Source organism: SAR202 cluster bacterium (assembly GCA_009392515.1).
In the GTDB taxonomy this organism is placed as follows: domain Bacteria; phylum Chloroflexota; class Dehalococcoidia; order Lucifugimonadales; family UBA6952; genus UBA6952.
On the sequence record VFGE01000039.1, the window covers coordinates 32,078 to 50,167 of the forward strand.

At 34.6% G+C, this 18,090-nt stretch carries 17 protein-coding genes; 11 read left to right on the forward strand and 6 right to left on the reverse strand.

What is annotated here, in order from left to right; translation table 11 throughout:
• Nucleotides 1–29 precede the first annotated feature (29 nt).
• The 3 genes from FI695_06265 to FI695_06275 are packed head-to-tail and all read left to right on the forward strand — an operon-like array spanning nt 30 to nt 2,508.
• Nucleotides 30–1,043 (forward strand): LLM class flavin-dependent oxidoreductase, encoded by a 1,014-nt coding sequence (locus tag FI695_06265; protein MQG51567.1) that lies wholly within the window; start codon nt 30–32, stop codon nt 1,041–1,043.
• A gap of 11 nt (nt 1,044–1,054) precedes the next feature.
• Nucleotides 1,055–1,657 (forward strand): hypothetical protein, encoded by a 603-nt coding sequence (locus FI695_06270; protein MQG51568.1) that lies wholly within the window; start codon nt 1,055–1,057, stop codon nt 1,655–1,657.
• Nucleotides 1,654–2,508, forward strand: a complete 855-nt coding sequence (locus FI695_06275) for a hypothetical protein (protein MQG51569.1) — start codon at nt 1,654–1,656, stop codon at nt 2,506–2,508. The genes FI695_06270 and FI695_06275 overlap by 4 nt, the downstream gene beginning before the upstream one ends.
• On the opposite strand, the gene FI695_06280 is transcribed toward FI695_06275, so the two are convergent.
• Together FI695_06280 and FI695_06285 are read right to left on the reverse strand one after the other, a co-directional pair.
• Nucleotides 2,495–4,333 carry a CocE/NonD family hydrolase gene (locus FI695_06280; protein MQG51570.1) on the reverse strand — a complete coding sequence of 613 codons (1,839 nt, stop codon included), beginning with the start codon at nt 4,331–4,333 and terminating at the stop codon, nt 2,495–2,497. The two genes, FI695_06275 and FI695_06280, sit on opposite strands and share 14 nt — an antisense overlap.
• A 10-nt stretch (nt 4,334–4,343) precedes the next feature.
• Nucleotides 4,344–5,180: an alpha/beta fold hydrolase gene (locus FI695_06285; GenBank protein MQG51571.1), complete on the reverse strand. Its 837-nt coding sequence runs from the start codon at nt 5,178–5,180 to the stop codon at nt 4,344–4,346.
• A 77-nt stretch (nt 5,181–5,257) separates the two neighbouring features.
• Between FI695_06285 and FI695_06290 the strand changes: the two genes are divergently transcribed.
• The gene (locus FI695_06290; protein ID MQG51572.1) at nt 5,258–6,136 is read left to right on the forward strand and encodes a hypothetical protein; all 879 of its coding nucleotides are present in this window, start codon (nt 5,258–5,260) and stop codon (nt 6,134–6,136) included.
• A 5-nt stretch (nt 6,137–6,141) separates the two neighbouring features.
• A complete protein-coding gene (locus FI695_06295; protein MQG51573.1) occupies nt 6,142–6,606 on the forward strand; it encodes a ClbS/DfsB family four-helix bundle protein in 465 nt (154 codons plus the stop codon).
• Here the strand turns inward: FI695_06295 and FI695_06300 are convergent.
• Both FI695_06300 and FI695_06305 read right to left on the reverse strand, forming a co-directional pair.
• Entirely contained in the window at nt 6,600–7,928 is a 1,329-nt protein-coding gene (locus tag FI695_06300; GenBank protein MQG51574.1) for an MFS transporter, read from the reverse strand. The genes FI695_06295 and FI695_06300 overlap by 7 nt on opposite strands.
• A 16-nt stretch (nt 7,929–7,944) precedes the next feature.
• Nucleotides 7,945–9,501: a mycofactocin system GMC family oxidoreductase MftG gene (locus tag FI695_06305; GenBank protein MQG51575.1), complete on the reverse strand. Its 1,557-nt coding sequence runs from the start codon at nt 9,499–9,501 to the stop codon at nt 7,945–7,947.
• Between the two features lie 166 nt (nt 9,502–9,667).
• Between FI695_06305 and FI695_06310 the strand changes: the two genes are divergently transcribed.
• The 5 genes from FI695_06310 to FI695_06330 are packed head-to-tail and all read left to right on the forward strand — an operon-like array spanning nt 9,668 to nt 15,135.
• Nucleotides 9,668–10,039, forward strand: coding sequence for a cupin domain-containing protein (locus tag FI695_06310; GenBank protein ID MQG51576.1), 372 nt, complete (start codon nt 9,668–9,670; stop codon nt 10,037–10,039).
• Nucleotides 10,039–12,363: a penicillin acylase family protein gene (locus FI695_06315; GenBank protein MQG51577.1), complete on the forward strand. Its 2,325-nt coding sequence runs from the start codon at nt 10,039–10,041 to the stop codon at nt 12,361–12,363. Before FI695_06310 ends, FI695_06315 begins: the two co-directional genes overlap by 1 nt.
• A gap of 21 nt (nt 12,364–12,384) precedes the next feature.
• A complete protein-coding gene (locus FI695_06320) occupies nt 12,385–13,593 on the forward strand; it encodes a CoA transferase (GenBank protein MQG51578.1) in 1,209 nt (402 codons plus the stop codon).
• Nucleotides 13,594–13,602: 9 nt separating this feature from the next.
• Nucleotides 13,603–14,811 (forward strand): CoA transferase, encoded by a 1,209-nt coding sequence (locus FI695_06325; GenBank protein MQG51579.1) that lies wholly within the window; start codon nt 13,603–13,605, stop codon nt 14,809–14,811.
• A 9-nt stretch (nt 14,812–14,820) separates the two neighbouring features.
• Nucleotides 14,821–15,135 (forward strand): EthD family reductase, encoded by a 315-nt coding sequence (locus FI695_06330; protein MQG51580.1) that lies wholly within the window; start codon nt 14,821–14,823, stop codon nt 15,133–15,135.
• On the opposite strand, the gene FI695_06335 is transcribed toward FI695_06330, so the two are convergent.
• Together FI695_06335 and FI695_06340 are read right to left on the reverse strand one after the other, a co-directional pair.
• On the reverse strand, nt 15,125–16,237 hold the full coding sequence (locus FI695_06335) for a hypothetical protein (protein ID MQG51581.1): 1,113 nt from the start codon (nt 16,235–16,237) through the stop codon (nt 15,125–15,127). The genes FI695_06330 and FI695_06335 overlap by 11 nt on opposite strands.
• A complete protein-coding gene (locus tag FI695_06340; protein MQG51582.1) occupies nt 16,221–17,420 on the reverse strand; it encodes a hypothetical protein in 1,200 nt (399 codons plus the stop codon). The genes FI695_06335 and FI695_06340 overlap by 17 nt, the downstream gene beginning before the upstream one ends.
• A 103-nt stretch (nt 17,421–17,523) precedes the next feature.
• Here FI695_06340 and FI695_06345 point away from each other — a divergent pair.
• Nucleotides 17,524–18,090 (forward strand): NAD-dependent DNA ligase LigA (locus FI695_06345; protein ID MQG51583.1); only part of this gene is annotated, 567 nt, incomplete at its 3' end.

The following is an 18,090-nucleotide window of genomic DNA, read 5'->3' on the forward strand; positions in this document are numbered from 1 at the left end:
AATTTATACTGTATTGAAAATATTTATTTATGAGGTCGTTTATGAAATTTGGATTCTGGGTCTTAAATCAATGGGACAGCACCGACAATATGACTCAAAGGATTAATGAGGGAGTTGAACAAGTAAAACATGCTAGAGAAGCCGGTTTCGATTTTATTGGTACAGGTCAACATTTTCTTTCATACCCCTTCCAAATGGTCTCTACATTACCCTATCTTGCAAGATTAGCTCAAGAATCCGGAGATATGGAAGTTGTTGCTGGAGTATTATTACTCCCTTTGTTAAATCCTCTTGAGACAGCAGAAGCTACTGCTTCACTAGATGCAATGACAAATGGTAAATTTATTATGGGTGTTGGTATCGGCTACAGAGATGAAGAATTTATTTCATTTAATGTCAAACCTAAAGAAAGAATCCCTAGATTACTAGAATCGCTAGACTTGATTAAGAGACTATGGACCCAAGATGAAATTGAATTTGATGGAGAATTTTATAGAGTTCCATATTCCAAAATTGCTACTCACCCTATTTCTAAGCCCCATCCACCGATTTGGATGGCTGCTAACCTTGATGTCGCTGTTAAAAGAGCTGCTAGAAATGGTTATCCATGGTTAATAAATCCTCATGCAACTACAAAAAGTCTAACACCTCAGATTAAAATGTATAAAGACATTGCTATGCAAACAAATGGTTATGTACCTGACTTGCCAATGTTGAAAGAATTATATGTGCATAAAAATAGTTCTACAGCCTATTCAAAAGCCCAACCCTTCTTAGAACCTAAATATGCCGCTTATGCCTCATGGGGCCAAGATGATGTTTTGCCTAATAACGAAACATTTAAAATACCGTTTGAAGAGCTTGCTAAAGATAGATTCATGTTAGGCAATCCTCAAGAAATCATTGAGGAAATTCAAAGATATGAAGAAACCCTCGGTATAACACATATGTTTTTTCGTATGCAATGGGCCGGATTGCCTCACAGTGAAGTTTTAGAACAGATTGAATTGTTTCGCACAGAGATAATTCCACATTTTAAATAATGGTTTGAAATATGCTTGATTATAATAATCTTACTTCAATTATAAAAAAATCCCCATTTTTTAAGCGGGTAATAGATACTTTGTTATTACGATCTAGAGTATATGCTGAAGCAGAAATCTATTCCTCTGCACTATGGCAAGCTTTACTTATCCCATTTTTGATAGCAATAATACGAGGTTTTACAGTAACCGGCTACAATCCTGAAAGTGTTATCGAATCATATAATAGTATTAATGACCTTTGGGTATTTCTCATAGGTGTAATCGCTCAAATGATTGTTTGGATTTTATGGACATTCGGCTGTTATTTTATTGGAATTAATTTATTATCTACATCCCCTAAACATGCTTCATTTGGCGAATTGACACGAGCTACTGGATTTGCACAAACACCAAATATTGTTATTCTTTTAGGTCTTTTACCATTTTTTGATCTCAATACTATGTTACTGATTGGGTCTATCTGGTGGTTTTTCGCCATGATGGTTGCAATTAGATATGTACTTAATTATGAATCTTTATATAATACCTTTTTTCTTACATTGGCAGGTTTTTTGGTTGTGCCATTAATACTTTGGCCTGGTTATGAATTAATTCTACAATTTTTACTATGATGTTTACTAACCCTTACATAGAACCAGAACAAAATATAAAAAAAGATGGGTATCTTGGATCCTTTATTACTTATAAATCTATCGGATCAATATCCCTAAAAGCTCTTCAAATCTACAAAAATAAATATCCTCAATTACTTTTAATTTCCATAATTTCATTTATTCCGAGTTTAATGCTGAGTATGTTTTATCCTGAAGAGCTATCTTCAATAGCATCGTATTTTTTAGATTCAGAGGCTACTACTGAAGTTTTTCCTGATTTGACATTTAATGTGTATTTGTTGTTAATACTTCAAGTGTTACTAATCCCATTAGTTGATGCTGCTATGATTATAGCACTAGGCAGAATTATTATTTCGCAAGATACAAATATTTTAACCGCCTTCTACTTAACTTTAACACGAGGATATTCCTTAATATTAAACGTTGTTATATTTTATTTAATATTAATATTATTTGTATTTTTATCACTATTATTTATAGGACTTCCGCTACTGTTTTTGTGGATTATATCCACTATCACATATCTTCATGCCATATATTTTGAGAATTCTGGAGTTGGTTCTGCTTTATTTAGGAGTCTCAAATTATTATCAAAATCATGGCTTGATTTGTTTAAATTCTGGGTTCCAATATTAGGACTGACTGCTCTACAATTTATTAGTTCACTATTTATATATGAGGGTTCTCTTGCCACAATATTCAATGAATTATTATCATTTGTTTTGCGACCGTTAACCCTTATTATTTATTCACTTGCATATATACACTACAGAATTAAATTTGAAGATCTTTCATATATCAATTACGGTAATTCTGTTGTGAATTTAGGTCTATCTATTGAGGAATAATAGGTAACATAATATATGAGGCGTGATCTTTTGATTGGTGGATTGTGTTCAAAGCAATAATTTTAGCTTGATCAACACCCAAAGGTCCTCCTGTATTTGGATTAACATCAAATCTTGGAAAATTAGAACTCGATATATCTACTCGTATTTTATGGCCAGATTTAAATAAGTTACCTGTAGGATATAATTCAAAATCTAGAGAATAAATCTCTCCAGGTATCATTAATTCTTCTTTTTCCCAAGAATTTCTATACCGTGCTCTCATGATACTATCAGTAAGATTCATATGAAAACCATCGGGATAATCATCATTTGGGGGGCAGACATCTATGAGTTTTGCAGTAAAATCTGTATCTTTTGCAGACGAAGAAATTTCCAAATGAATCTTTATGGGGCCGGTAACTTCTATATCTTCAATTAATGCTTCTGTTTCAAAAACTAAAATATCAGATCTTGATTCCAAAGGAAGGTAAGGCTCTTTCGATCCAAAAAATTGTGATCCTTCAATTTGATGGAAAGCACCAGCCTGAGCAATTATTCCTCCTGATAATCCTCCGCCAATAGTTGGAATTGGAGTGTCTGGATCAAATTTAAATGTTGTTGAATCATCTTGATTTAATGGCTTATTTGTATCCATACTCCCATCTTTGTGGAAATAGTAAGGAGTGAAATTAGTTCTAGCTAATGGCCATTCATTTTCGAATCTCCATTGTCCTCCGTGTTGCATTCTTTCTTGTTCATCTTTTAGACCACTACCACCACCCATAATAAATAAAAGAAGAGAGTTTTGTTCCTGGAAACCATTATCAAAATCTTTCATCCATGCATCGAACCATAATAGCCTGTAGTCGTCCCAGTTTTCTGCTAGTGAATTAATACTGGCTGTAGGCCCAAAGTCTACTTCTCCAGCATAAGAAACAGATCGTTGTCCGTGGGTCCAGGGCCCCATTAAAACACGTACTGGTGATTTTTTCTTATTTGATAGGCCGATATAATTTTCAAAAGTAGTTCTTGTGTAAGAGTCATACCAGCCACCAGTATGTATTTGAGGTATATCTGACCATTCATCGTAGAATAGTTCTCCTGCTAATCCAGGCTGTTTCCAATAGTCATCATATTCTCCCCTACTCCATTCTTCTAAAATATAGTCTTCATAAGCAGGGGTCCATTTTAAAGGTGAATGACCTTTTTTCCATGGTAAACGCAAAAGCCAATCTTCTTGATTAACTTCATCTAAATACTTAGCTACAACTGGATTCTCTATTGCTTCTTTACTTAATTTGGCTTGTGAAATTGCCCATCCTAATTGTCTTAATTCAAATGCTCCATTATGACGTGCCGAACTCATATAAGCATTTGAAAACCCTCCACAATCTATAATCATGGCTTGTAATCCTTTGGCATTCATTGAAGCCATAGCAGCTTGTGTATGAGCACCATATGATGTTCCGTATGTTCCTATTTTCCCATTACACCATTCTTGATCTACTATCCATTCAGTTAAATCGTAGCCATCATTTGCATCTTGAGTGTATTTATGGAATTCACCTTCTGAATTATATCTACCTCGATTATCTTGTATTACTACGATATAACCTCTTTTAGTAAAATATTCAGCTTCTTCGGCAAATCTATCTGAACCTTTGTCATAAGGCGTTCTATGTAACAATACAGGTTTTGGTGTTTTATCTATTTCCCCATCAATACTAGGATAATATATATCTGTAGATAGATTGATATCATCTCTCATTTTAACTTTGATGTCTTTTTCAACTTGTACTTCATATGTTACTTCTGAACGAACATTTTTAAATAAATTATCCATAACACCCTTCCTAGAGATTTGATATCCAGTTTAATATTTCTTTTGCATGCTGATCATGCATATCTGTCCATGCGTGATCAGCGCCTTCTACAATAACTACTGAATTTTTTTTATGTGACGATTTCATAATTTCATGCGTATCTGTTGCACAATTTTCTAATCTTGGGTGGGTTTCTAATGTTCCAGCAATTAGTAGTGTTGGGTTTGTGATTTCTTGTGCATAGAGTGTCATATTGTATTGTTCACTTCCATGTTTGTCTAAATAAGCTTTTGCTCCAAATGTATGTGGCATTGGGAATTGGACATCCATTAAAGCATTAGGTTCATTATTTTTTATATGTTCTTTTGCTAAATTCACACATCTAGTAAATTCTTCTACTGCATCTGGATGGTTCATAAAATAATCATAGGAAAGTCTGACTGGAGATGAAGATATAATTGATATTATATTAGGATTTGGGTGTTTTGCGCCATAATAGACAACTTTTACCGCGCCCATACTATGGCCATATAAATGTATTTTTTTATATCCCTGATTAACTAAAAATTCTATTGCTGCATCTATATCATAGTAGCATTCAGATAAGATATCGAAAGCATTTCCGTAAAATCGTTCACCATATCGTGAAATTAAATCATGTCCACGGGTATTAAAACTAGCCACATCGTAACCTGCTTTACCAAATCGATCGATTAAAGCAAGATTCATTGCGCCGTAGAAATTCCCACTTGATCCATGTATTAATAAAATACATTCTTCAGGGTTATTGGGGGAATCAATTCTTGATAGTATACCTATGTGTTCTAAATCGTCTTTTGTATGTATGCTGTTAAATTCTATTGCCATAATTTATCTCCTTAGTTAAGACAAAATTCTACTCATTCTAGCTTTATTCGTCTAGACGAATAAAGATTACTCATATAATGTTTAACGAAATATCCCAAAAAAGTATTTCTTCAATTAATTTTATAACTACAAGGAGTATTGTGATGCCTGGAAAACAAACTATTTTTTCTTATGAAGGATATGAAGATATGAGGGTTACATTAACAAATGGTGTATTACTAGTAACCTTAGATAACCCGGATAGATTAAATGCTCTTTCAACCCCTATAAGGCATGGATTGAAACGAGTTTTAACAGAATTTGAAGAAGATGATAATGCTAAAGTTATGGTTATTACAGGCGAAGGAAGAGGATTTTGTTCTGGAGCAGATTTGGGTAGTACCGGAAGTTATAAACAAACAGAAACAAGAAAACAAATTGAAGAAACACGGTTCGAATGGATAAGTAGATTCCGTTCTATTAATAAACCTATTATTGCAGCAGTTAATGGTGTAGCTGCTGGTGGTGGCGTTTCTTTGGCATTAGCTGCAGATATTCGTATAGCTTCTGATCAAGCAAGATTTGTTACCGCATTTCTTAGAAGAGCTATATTGCCTGACAACGGTGCCACATGGTTTCTACCGAGAGTGGTAGGTGTTTCTAAAGCCCTATTAATGTTGTGGCTTAGTGATGATGTTGGTGCTGAGGAATCAGCACAACTAGGGTTAGTTGATAAAGTGGTTCCGCATGATTCTTTAATGGATGAAACAATGTTAATTGCAAATCGTCTTGCTGAAGGTCCTTCTATAACTTTAGAACTGACCAAGAAAGCGGTTTACCATAGTTTGAATGTTGATTTAATAACACAATGTGATTATGAAGAAAACCTTGGTGCTATTGTTCATAATACTGAAGATAATGCTGAAGGTCGTTTGGCATTTAGAGAAAAAAGAAAACCTAATTTTCAAGGAAAATAATATATATGAGCAAAATTCACACGCTTAATGAAATAAATTCTTCCTGGAACAATTTACTAAATACTATTAACTCTTTTCCATCTAAACATGAAAAAACACCTGGTGCTGTTGGCACTTGGTCGTTTTTAGAAGCAGTGGTACATATATTTGCATGGGATAATGAATTACTAATCAATTTAAAAGATTATCATAACAAAAACCAAATGCCTAAATGGAAAGATTACAGCAATGATGAGATCATTGAATTAAATCAGAATCAAGTTGATGAGTATACTAATTATAGTTTCGAAGATTTATACAAACGGCTTATTGATAACCATTCTAATTTGGTTAAATATTTAGAGGATTTTCCGGAAGATTTATTTGTGTCTGACCCATTTACTTCAATAATGATAAAAGATGAAACCTATTTACACTATCAAGAACATGACCAAAATATAAAAAATTTTTCAATAACTTTAAATCAGTGAAGAATTGGTGGTTTAGCAAAATAGGTTGCTATTGCAGAAATTAGCATTAAAAACCCAAATACAATCCACATGTAATAATAACTTTGTGTTTGATCAAATATTATTGAGCCAAAAAGTGGCCCAGATGCGTTAGTTACCATTTGCACTGGCCATACCATTCCTCTTATCGAACCTAATGAGTTACGTCCATAATATTCAGCAAATATTAGTTGATATAAAGTATTAAACAAACCAGCACTTAGTATTCCTTGGGTAATACCCCAAAGTATTGCTATATAAAAATTGTTAATAAATAAAATAACAAAAATTGTGAGCGAATTTACAAGAAAAGTTACAACAATTGTTTTTCGAGTCCCAAATTTTTCAGCCATAAATCCAGAGAAAAAAGCTCCTATAGCACCACTAAATGACCAGATGGCCATAACTATGGCTCCTTGGTTTCTATCAATACCTTGAGTGTCGAGATATGAGATTAAATGGAAGCATAGTCCTGGTCCAACTAGAAACAGTAAAGAAAAAGCTAGTATTAAGAAATAGAAGTTTGGTTGTTGTAAAACCTCTTTTCTATTAAAAGAAACTTCATCAGTTTTTGATTTATTTAATTCAAGCTTTTTATCTTTTTCACTTAGCTCTCCATCGGGTAGTAATCCCATATCTTCAGGTTCTTTACGAATAAGTATCATTACTGGCAATAGCGAAACTACAAAAACAACTATTCCAGATATTGTGAGAGCCATTCTCCAGTCATAAATATCTGCTACAAATGCGACATATAATGGTGTTACCGAATTACCCAGCATTATACCAAGTCCACTATATGCTATAGCTCTAGCTCGTTTAACAATAAACCACTTCGATACGATGACTTGAGTTGCAAGGGCTATAATACCCATTGTCATTATACGGTTTACAATTAAAATAATGAAAAATTGCAGGTAATTTTCAACAATGGCAAGTAAAACAAATGAAAGTCCAAGTATGAAGATCGATGTTGTTAAAATCCAACGGCCACCATATTTATCTAGTGCTGTTCCAATAAAAATTGCAACTATACCAGCTATAATAGTCCCAAATGATGTAGCGTAAGTAAAAGTAGTCTTAGACCAACCAAATTCTTCAGTTATTGGGTCCAATATCACGGCTAAAACCGGGAAAGTACCGGCACTTTGGCTAAACCCAGCTAGTGCAACGGCAAGTACTATAAACCACCCATAATAAATTGTTTTCGTGTCTGTTGTATTATCGGGTGTATTAATAGTCCTGTCCTTAAAAGATTTAAGCTCAAAAAAAGAGCACAGATGGAAATATAACTCAATTAGTATTAATGGTCAATTATTGTTATTTTCCGTCTTTGATAAAATCAGCAATCTTTTCGGCAACTACCATAACTGTAACATTAATATTTGCACGCACACAATCTGGCATTATAGAAGCATCGCCTATTCTTAACCCATCTACTCCATACACTTTTCCATATTGGTTTACGACTGCCATCGTGTCATTTTGTGGTCCCATTTTTGCAGTACAAGAAACGTGGTGTCCAGTTAGAACATGTTTCTTTATCCAAAGATCAAGAGAGTCGTTGTTCTCCAAATCAAAGTCTGTTGGTCTTAGGCGTTCCAAGATTAAACTAGATAATTCTGAATTATTTTCTAAACTGACTAGCATACGTATCCCATCACGATACCTTCTTATATCTTCATGATGATCAAGTAGGTTGTAATCGAGATAAGGATGATCTCGGTAATCAGATGATTGTAATTTTATTTCCCCGCTTGATAAAGCGAGATTCAAGCCTAATGCGGCACTTATGCCTACTGGTTCTCCTATGGCTCTATATGATTCACCGGCTACCGCATTAAAATAGACTATCATATCGTTATGTATATTTGACCCACTAGCAGTGTAACGTAGTAGTACTTGAATTCGTGGCCCTACTGTGTCTAAATCTACTTCAGGTTTTGTTTTCCAAATAACAGGTAATAACGGATGATCTCTTAGATTTTGCCCCACACCAGGTGCATCTATTAACACATCTATATTGTGTTCAGATAAATGTTCTTTAGGGCCAATGCCTGAAAGCATAAGGGTTTGTGGGGTCCCGATTGCGCCTTCACACAAAATGATTTCATTACCTTCGATAATAAAATCTTCATTATCTGAAGATACTTCTAATCCGACTGCTTTTGGTATGATTTGACTTTTGTCGAAGATAATTTTTTTTACAAATACGTTAGGCCGAATGGTTAAATTTAGTCTATGTCTTGAAAGTCCTAGGTATCCAATAGCAGTAGACCATCTAATACCATCTGGGTTATTTAATGGAATTGGGCCTGCTCCAATAGTTCCTGGTGCGTTCGCATCTTCACAGTGTTCATATCCAGCTTCTATACATGCAGTATAAAAAGCTTTTGAAGCTGGTTTCCATTCTTCTTCAGGGAATCTATGGCATATTATTGGGCCATTTGTACCGTGAAAGTCGCCTGGGTCGTTTTGATATGTAGTGTCAGTTTCAATTTTGTTAAAATATGGAACCAATGTTTGAAAATCCCATTCTGTATTTCCCCATAATTTCCAATTATCATAATCTTCGGGAATCCCACGGAGAAAGATCTGGCCATTAATGGAGCTGGAACCTCCGGTTACTTTTCCCCTAGGAACATCTATATCGGCTTCATTGGTTGCTCGGGCTTTATATTGCCAATTATGTGGGCTATCCCATACATTTACAGTGGATTTATATCCATATTTTACCTCTTCAGGCATATTATCCATATCCGGGTAATCTGATCCAGCTTCAATCAATAATACAGATTTTGATAAGTCTTCAGATAATCTAGTAGCTATTATTGCTCCAGCAGAACCAGCACCTACTACTATGTAATCATATTTCATAATTATCTCCTACTAGTACTTTGGAAAGCTCAATAATTTTTTGAATAGTATATCTTAGATACAAATAAACATATACTTATTTGAATAATAATTATGATTTCTTTTTAAAACTTACGTGATAAACTTGATTTATTTTCTAAACAAGAATTTATGCTAAGAGGTAATAATGAATGAAGTTCAAATAATTAAACATGAACAACGTGAAATTGAAATTTCTTCTGGATCAATGACTAGGATAGCAGGTGTGTCAAAAAGTATTGTAGGAGCAGAAGGTATTCATTTAGCTATAGCTACAATACCATCAGGGTGTAGTGCCACCCCACACATACACACAAATTGCGAATCTGCTATATATATAATTAGTGGTTCTGGTAAATTTTTAGTTGGCTCCAACCTAGAAAAGGAATTATTTTTTGAAGCTGGAGATTTTTTTCATGTCCCATCAATGGCTCCGCATCAACCAATAAATACAGGAAATGTTGAAGTGACAATGATTGTTGCTCGCAATACACCTGTGGAAATTGTAGAGGAAATATAATGAAGAAAACTATAAATGACTTAAAGGATTCGATAAAACAAAGGGCAATCATCAAATCTGGTAATAACTCTGTTAAAGGGTTAGACGGTATCGCTACAATAAATTGGGATGTTTATGGAGTTCCTCATGCAACAGTTACAAGTGAATTAGATATGTGGTTTATCCAAGGTTTTTTACATGCTCAAGATCGATTATGGGGAATGGAGCGTACACGTAGATTTGTAAAAGGAACTTTATCGGAAATTATTGGGCCCGGTGGCTTAGGGCCGGACAAGTTTTTTCGACGCGTTGGTACTATGAGGGCTGCAAAAAAAGAATGGGATTCTCTAGAGAACGAAGGGAAAAATGTTATTGAAGCGTATACAGCAGGTGTTAATGCATACCTTGATTTAGAACTTCCCTTACCTATTGAATTTGAATTACTAGATTATGTTCCAGAAAGATGGTCGCCATTAGATGTTACTGGCCGATGGAAACTCATAGCACATTCACAATCTCTTAGTGGGCATGCAAAAATTAGCCGTATGCAAATGTTGCAGGCTTTGGGAGTTGAAAACTTTAAAAAAATCTTTCCCTACTATCCTGTAGATGCCCCAGTTATGGTTCCTATGGGCGAACTTGCCGGCGAAAGGTCAATAACAAATTTAAATGAACTTTTTGAAAAAGCATATAGTGAAATTGGATTTTTAAACGGAACAGGATCCAATAATTGGGCTGTTGATGGCTCTTTGACTGAATCGGGATCCCCTCTTCTGGCAGGAGATCCTCACCTTGCAGTAACTGTTCCATGTTTTTGGCATGTACAGCATATAAGTGGTCCCGATTTTTCCTTTATTGGGGCTTCAATGCCAGGTGTTCCTGGGGTAACATATTATGGTCATAATGGGCATACAGCCTGGAGTCTAACAACGGCTGGTGTAGATGCTCAAGATATCTATTTTGAGCAAATTAGAAATTCTAACAATCCTGAATATTTTTACAAAAATGAATGGCTCCCAGCAGAAAAACATGAAGAATTAATATACGTTAAAGGTGAAAAAAATCCAATTACAGAAATAATTTATGAAACTCATCATGGTCCTATTATTCAAGATCCAATTGGAGATGGTAAATATAGTATTTCGATGAATTGGTCTGGAAAAGAAACCCAACAAACTTTTAGTAGTTTTAAAGCAATGCATTCTTCTAAAACAGTCAATGAACTAATTGAGGCCCACAGGAAATGGACTACCCATACAAATAGAATTTTGGCAGATACTCAAGGAAATATAGGATATATATTATCTGGGCAAGTACCAATTCGTATGGGGAATGTTCCTAATTTGTTTCCTGTCCCAGGTTGGACAGGAGATCATGAATGGATAGGAGAAATACCATTTGAAGAAATGCCAAGGCATATTAATCCTGAAAATCATTACCTCAACACATCAAATAATATGATTGTTTCCTATGATTTTCCTTATTATATCAATGCTACTGGCACACCATATCGAGGGCAAAGAGTTAAAGAATTGCTTCTCAGGACTACTAAACATAACTCATCGACATTTTCAAAAATACAGATGGACACCTTTAGTATACCTGGTTTGAATTTAACTAAACGTATTCAAAACATTTCTCCTACTACTGAAAATGGTCAAAAAGCAAAAAATCTACTATCGGCTTGGGATGGGAATCTTTCAGCAGAAAGTTTTGGTTCGATTTATGAGGTACTTCGTTGGAGAATTCAAGTAAATATATTAAATAAGATTAGAGATGCTATGTTGGGTGAAAAACCAGCAGAAGAAACATTGAGAGTCCACATGACAGCTTTGGAATTTCTTATCTGTTCTGACGATAATTCAATTTTTCAATCAAATATATTTCCATATAACAATTGGGATGAATGTTTAACTATATCATTAGATGAAGTAGGTCAATTTCTAATGGATAAATTAGGCAATGATACTAACAAATGGAATTGGGGAAATGTTCACTCTATATTATTTAGACATGGAAATGGCCGACAAGAACCTGAAGCTTCGCTTTTGAATGTTGGGCCTTTTTCTATACCAGGTTCTGGAGATACTATATGTAACTTTAATCATACTAGTGGCCCAGATTTTAAAGCCACTTCTATGCCTAGTTTCCGTCAGATAATTGATCTTAGTGATTTTTCAAAATCTTTATTTATAATTCCACCGGGTAATTCTGGAGATCAGTCAAGTACACATTACAATGATAATGTAGAAAAATATTTTTCAGGAGAATATAATCCACTTTTATGGGATACTAAGGATATTGAGAAAAATATCGAATCGACACAAATAATAAACCCACTCTAGTAGTGGTTTAAGGGAGCGAGTATGACAAATGCATCTGGAGCACTTTCAGGAGTTCGTGTTGTAACATGTTCTACTGCACAAGCAGGAACAGTTCCGTATATGCTTATGGCTGACCTGGGTGCTGAAGTTATTAAAATAGAAGTCCCTAATGTTGGAGACAACTCAAGAAAATCAGGAGACATCAAAAATGGAATTAGTTCCTATTTTGAAACTAATAATCGCGGGGTAAAAAGCATAACATTAAATCTTAAATTACCTGAGGCACAAAAGATTCTTCATGAATTAGTAGCTACAGCCGAAATATTTGGTCAAAATTTCAGACCAGGGGCAGCTGAGCGTTATGGGTTTGGTTATGAACAACTAAAAAAAATCAACCCAGCACTTGTTTATGCAAGCATTTCAGCTTATGGTCCAGATGGTCCTGATTCAAATTTAAAAGGTACTGATTCTGTTGGTCAAGCACTTGCCGGTGTCACTGAAGCTTTTTCTATACCTGGTCAACAAATGAGAACCGGAGTTGTTTCAATAGCTGATGAAACATGTGCAATAGTAACATTTGGTGGTGTACTTGCAGCACTCATTCATGCACGAGCAACAGGTCAAGGCCAAAAAATTGAAACCTCACTTATAGGAAGTGCTTTTCGATTAATGGGATGGACAATGGCAACGGCAATGTGGAGAAATCAACCCCCTATTACTGGAGCAAGAATAAATGGAAGTCGAGAACGTGCTGGAATTGCTGCATGTTTTAATGATGCAGATGGGAAACCATTAGCAATACAACTTGGTGCCAATGATTGGATTCCAGCTCTAAAGCTTCTAGGTTTTCATGAAACAATGGAGAAAAACGGATTAGCTGATCTTGGGATATCATTTGAATCTGATGATAAAAAAAATCAGATACTTAATCAATTATCAGAATTGTTTGCAACAAACAAACGAGATCATTGGGTAGGATTGTTGCGAGAAGCTGATATGGTTGCAGCTCCTGTGAACAGCATGTTAGAAGCTTCGGAAGATCCTAATATGATAGCTAATGGCTATGTACAAAAGATGACATATCCAAATGGTGAGACATTAAAAATTCATGGCACACCTTGGAAACTTTCTGAAACACCTAGTAAACCTGGTATAGCACCCGACCTTGGTGCTCATAACAAAGAGATACTTAATTCGTTGGGTTATGACGATCAGGCTATAGAAAATCTCAAAGAAATTAAAGCTATATAGGGAGCGAGTATGACAAATGCATCTGGAGCACTTTCAGGAGTTCGTGTTGTAACATGTTCTACTGCACAAGCAGGAACAGTTCCGTATATGCTTATGGCTGACCTGGGTGCTGAAGTTATTAAAATAGAAGTCCCTAATGTTGGAGACAACTCAAGAAAATCAGGAGACATCAAAAATGGAATTAGTTCCTATTTTGAAACTAATAATCGCGGGGTAAAAAGCATAACATTAAATCTTAAATTACCTGAGGCACAAAAGATTCTTCATGAATTAGTAGCTACAGCCGAAATATTTGGTCAAAATTTCAGACCAGGGGCAGCTGAGCGTTATGGGTTTGGTTATGAACAACTAAAAAAAATCAACCCAGCACTTGTTTATGCAAGCATTTCAGCTTATGGTCCAGATGGTCCTGATTCAAATTTAAAAGGTACTGATTCTGTTGGTCAAGCACTTGCCGGTGTCACTGAAGCTTTTTCTATACCTGGTCAACAAATGAGAACCGGAGTTGTTTCAATAGCTGATGAAACATGTGCAATAGTAACATTTGGTGGTGTACTTGCAGCACTCATTCATGCACGAGCAACAGGTCAAGGCCAAAAAATTGAAACCTCACTTATAGGAAGTGCTTTTCGATTAATGGGATGGACAATGGCAACGGCAATGTGGAGAAATCAACCCCCTATTACTGGAGCAAGAATAAATGGAAGTCGAGAACGTGCTGGAATTGCTGCATGTTTTAATGATGCAGATGGGAAACCATTAGCAATACAACTTGGTGCCAATGATTGGATTCCAGCTCTAAAGCTTCTAGGTTTTCATGAAACAATGGAGAAAAACGGATTAGCTGATCTTGGGATATCATTTGAATCTGATGATAAAAAAAATCAGATACTTAATCAATTATCAGAATTGTTTGCAACAAACAAACGAGATCATTGGGTAGGATTGTTGCGAGAAGCTGATATGGTTGCAGCTCCTGTGAACAGCATGTTAGAAGCTTCGGAAGATCCTAATATGATAGCTAATGGCTATGTACAAAAGATGACATATCCAAATGGTGAGACATTAAAAATTCATGGCACACCTTGGAAACTTTCTGAAACACCTAGTAAACCTGGTATAGCACCCGACCTTGGTGCTCATAACAAAGAGATACTTAATTCGTTGGGTTATGACGATCAGGCTATAGAAAATCTCAAAGAAATTAAAGCTATATAGAGCTTATACATGATTGTTGTTAGTATGTTTTTTCCAAACACAAATCAAACAAAATTTGATAATATTTATTATCGAAATTCTCATTATAAAATTGTAAGAAACCTTTTAGATCCTTTAGGTTTAGTTGAAATTGAAATGCTAGCAGGAGTATCGGATACTAGTCCAGAAACTCCGCCTAAATATCATGCTATTACTAATTTTAAGTTTAAATCTATTGAAAATGTCCATAATGCCTTCACGCAAACAGCCAAAACAATCATTATAGATAGCCAGAATTTCACAAACACTAAACCTCTTTTTCAAATATCCGAAATTATAGTATAACTCTCCTATTTCGAAGTTCAATGATATCTGATTCTAAGTAGCCTAGTTCTTGTAAAACTTTATCTGTATCTTCTCCTAGTTGTGGGGCGGCTTTTGTAGTGCTTATATGCTTATTATCTATTATCGCAGGGTGTACTGATTGTTTGATTTCTCCATACGTTGGCGATGTTACGGATATTTGCATTGAATGATCGGCTAAAAATTCATTTTCCATTAATTGTTTTGTAGTGTTAACTTTTTCACAATAACCACCATAGCTTCGTACTAATTTTATAATTTTATTTGAATTAATCTTTGATAAGTGTTTGATAAAATCTTCTTGCGATGATGATTTAGTTGAATTTTTGATCATATTAAAATTCTCTTGACTTTGGGCATCTATATATATCCAGGAATCACTACATTGATATAAACGTTTGTATTCATTAATTCCAAAATTATCATGCGTTGACTCCAATTCCCAAGGCTTATTGTCAATGAAGAAAAATTCTGCTGCTTGTACTGCCATAATTGTATTCATTAAGCATGTCTCAACATTATGAGATTTGCCTGTTTTGCTTCTATCCAATAAACCCAAACAGACTGACCATGCACCTAGTAAGGCCGCTGTATAATCAGATAAAGCTACTCGCATAAATGCTGGTCTATCTTCATTTTCAGATTGATAAATCATGCTTCCACTCATAGCTTGAAATAATGGATCAAATCCCGGGGTTTTATTATAGGGGCCAGTGGTCCCATATGCATTTATAGTGCAATATGTAATACTTTTGTTGTATTTAAGAAGGCTTTCATAATCTACATTTAATTTTTCTGCTACCCCGTAACGATAATTTTGAACAACACAGTCACTAATTTTAGAAATTTCATAAATAATGTCCTTACCTTCTTGGTGTTGCAAATTTACTGCTATTCCTCGTTTACTTCTATTCCATGTTTCAAATCCTGCAAGGGCCCTAAATCCATCTCCATCAAAAGATTCAACCTTGATAACATCTGCGCCTAAGTCAGCAAGTAATCCGGAACAATATGCTCCTGCAATATATCCAGCTAGATCAAGCACTCTAAACGATTGTAATAATTTATTATTCATTATTTCCATAAATTATATTCTTATCTTTAAAATGATTTATTTCTTTTTGCGTATATCCAATTTCTGTTAATATTTTATTATTATCAAAACCTGTAGGTTTAACTAGTGGGTTTATTTCAGTTTTCCCCCCATCAAAATATACGATGTTAGATATCTGTTTAGTATTTCCTAAGTTATTATTATTAAATGATTCAATTGTTTTATTATGTGACATTTGTTCATGGTTGATATATTCGCTTTTTGTTCCTACTTTGGCAAACGGTATATCTGTTAACTTCATGAATTCCTCCCAATATTCTAACGTCTTTTTCCTGAATATAGGTTCGAATATTTCTGCAAGCTCTAGATGATATTCAGCGGGAATTCCCCAGGGAGCATCAATAAACCTTTCGTCAATAACAAGTTCTTCAAGTTCTAGACCTATACACAATTTGTTCCAAAATGATGGATTTCCACCGGCTAGAAAAAACCAACCATCTTTGGCTTTAAATAATCTATATATAGGAACCCCTGCCCTTATTCCATCACGTATTATTGGCTTTCTTACCGGAAGGTTCATGCCCGTCATAAATTGAGCACTTTGCATAACCATAGCACTATGGGATAAAGAAATTTCAATTTTTTTACCTTCGTTATGGATTTCTTTCCATAAGAGAGCGGCAGTAATATGATAACTAGAATTAAAGGCTGCACCATAAGCCGCTGTAGGCACCCGTACAAATTCTGGTATTCCATCATCTCCCTGGTCGCCCATTAATCCAAAAGCAGCTCCAACTGAATATTCATTCCCGTGTCTTTCTTTATAAGGCCCTGTTGAAGAAAAAGGAGGAATAATACAATATATTATATTATCATTGTGATTTCGTACTGATTCATAATCAAGTTCATTTATTGAAAGTTCCGATTCAATACCATCAAGGATAATTACATCAGATATCTTAATAAGTTCAGATAAAATTGATTTGGAATCAGGTTTTTCAAGGTTGAGTGAAAATTGCTCTTTCCCACGGTTCCATAATTGATAACGAACATCATTTCTTGCATCTGTGTATTGATCAAATTCAAGTTTAATCACTCTAGCGCCCATATTTTGTAGCAACATAGAACAATATGGCCCCGCAATACCCTCTGAAGCATCTAAAATAACAATGTCATTTAGTACATTGATCACGTAATCCTCTTTAATAGAGATTTATAGTATTTGTTATTGGTATAATATATTGGTAATTTAAATGAATAATGAATAACTATAAATAGTATTTATCAGCAATACAATAACAATTCGAATAATAATCATGACAGATGAGAATATATATAAACAAATAGATTCATTACGATCCTTGATTGAATTTCATAATATTCAATATTACCAATTAAATGATTCCAAAATTTCTGATTCCGAATACGATGAATTATTTAATCAACTAAAAAAATTTGAAGAGTTATACCCTCACTTAGTGAATCCAGCATCTCCAACTCAAAAAGTTGGCAGTCCTGCTTTAGATCAGTTTGCTAAAGTTAATCATAAATCTCCTATGCTAAGTTTAGGAAATGTATTCGATAAGCATCAATTAGAGGTATGGTATGCTCGTATAAGTCGGTTGTTAGATGATGACTCATTTGAGATGCAATGCGAATTGAAATTTGATGGCCTTGCAGTTTCAATCTTATATGAAAATGGTTCATTAACTACTGGATCTACAAGAGGGAACGGTATTATTGGTGAAAATATAACTAATAATATAAAAACTCTCAAAAATCTCCCTCACAATATTAAATTTACTAGTAATTCACTGATAGATGTTCGCGGAGAAGTTTATTGCCCTTTAGATCAGTTTCATAACTTTAATAAAGAAAGAGAA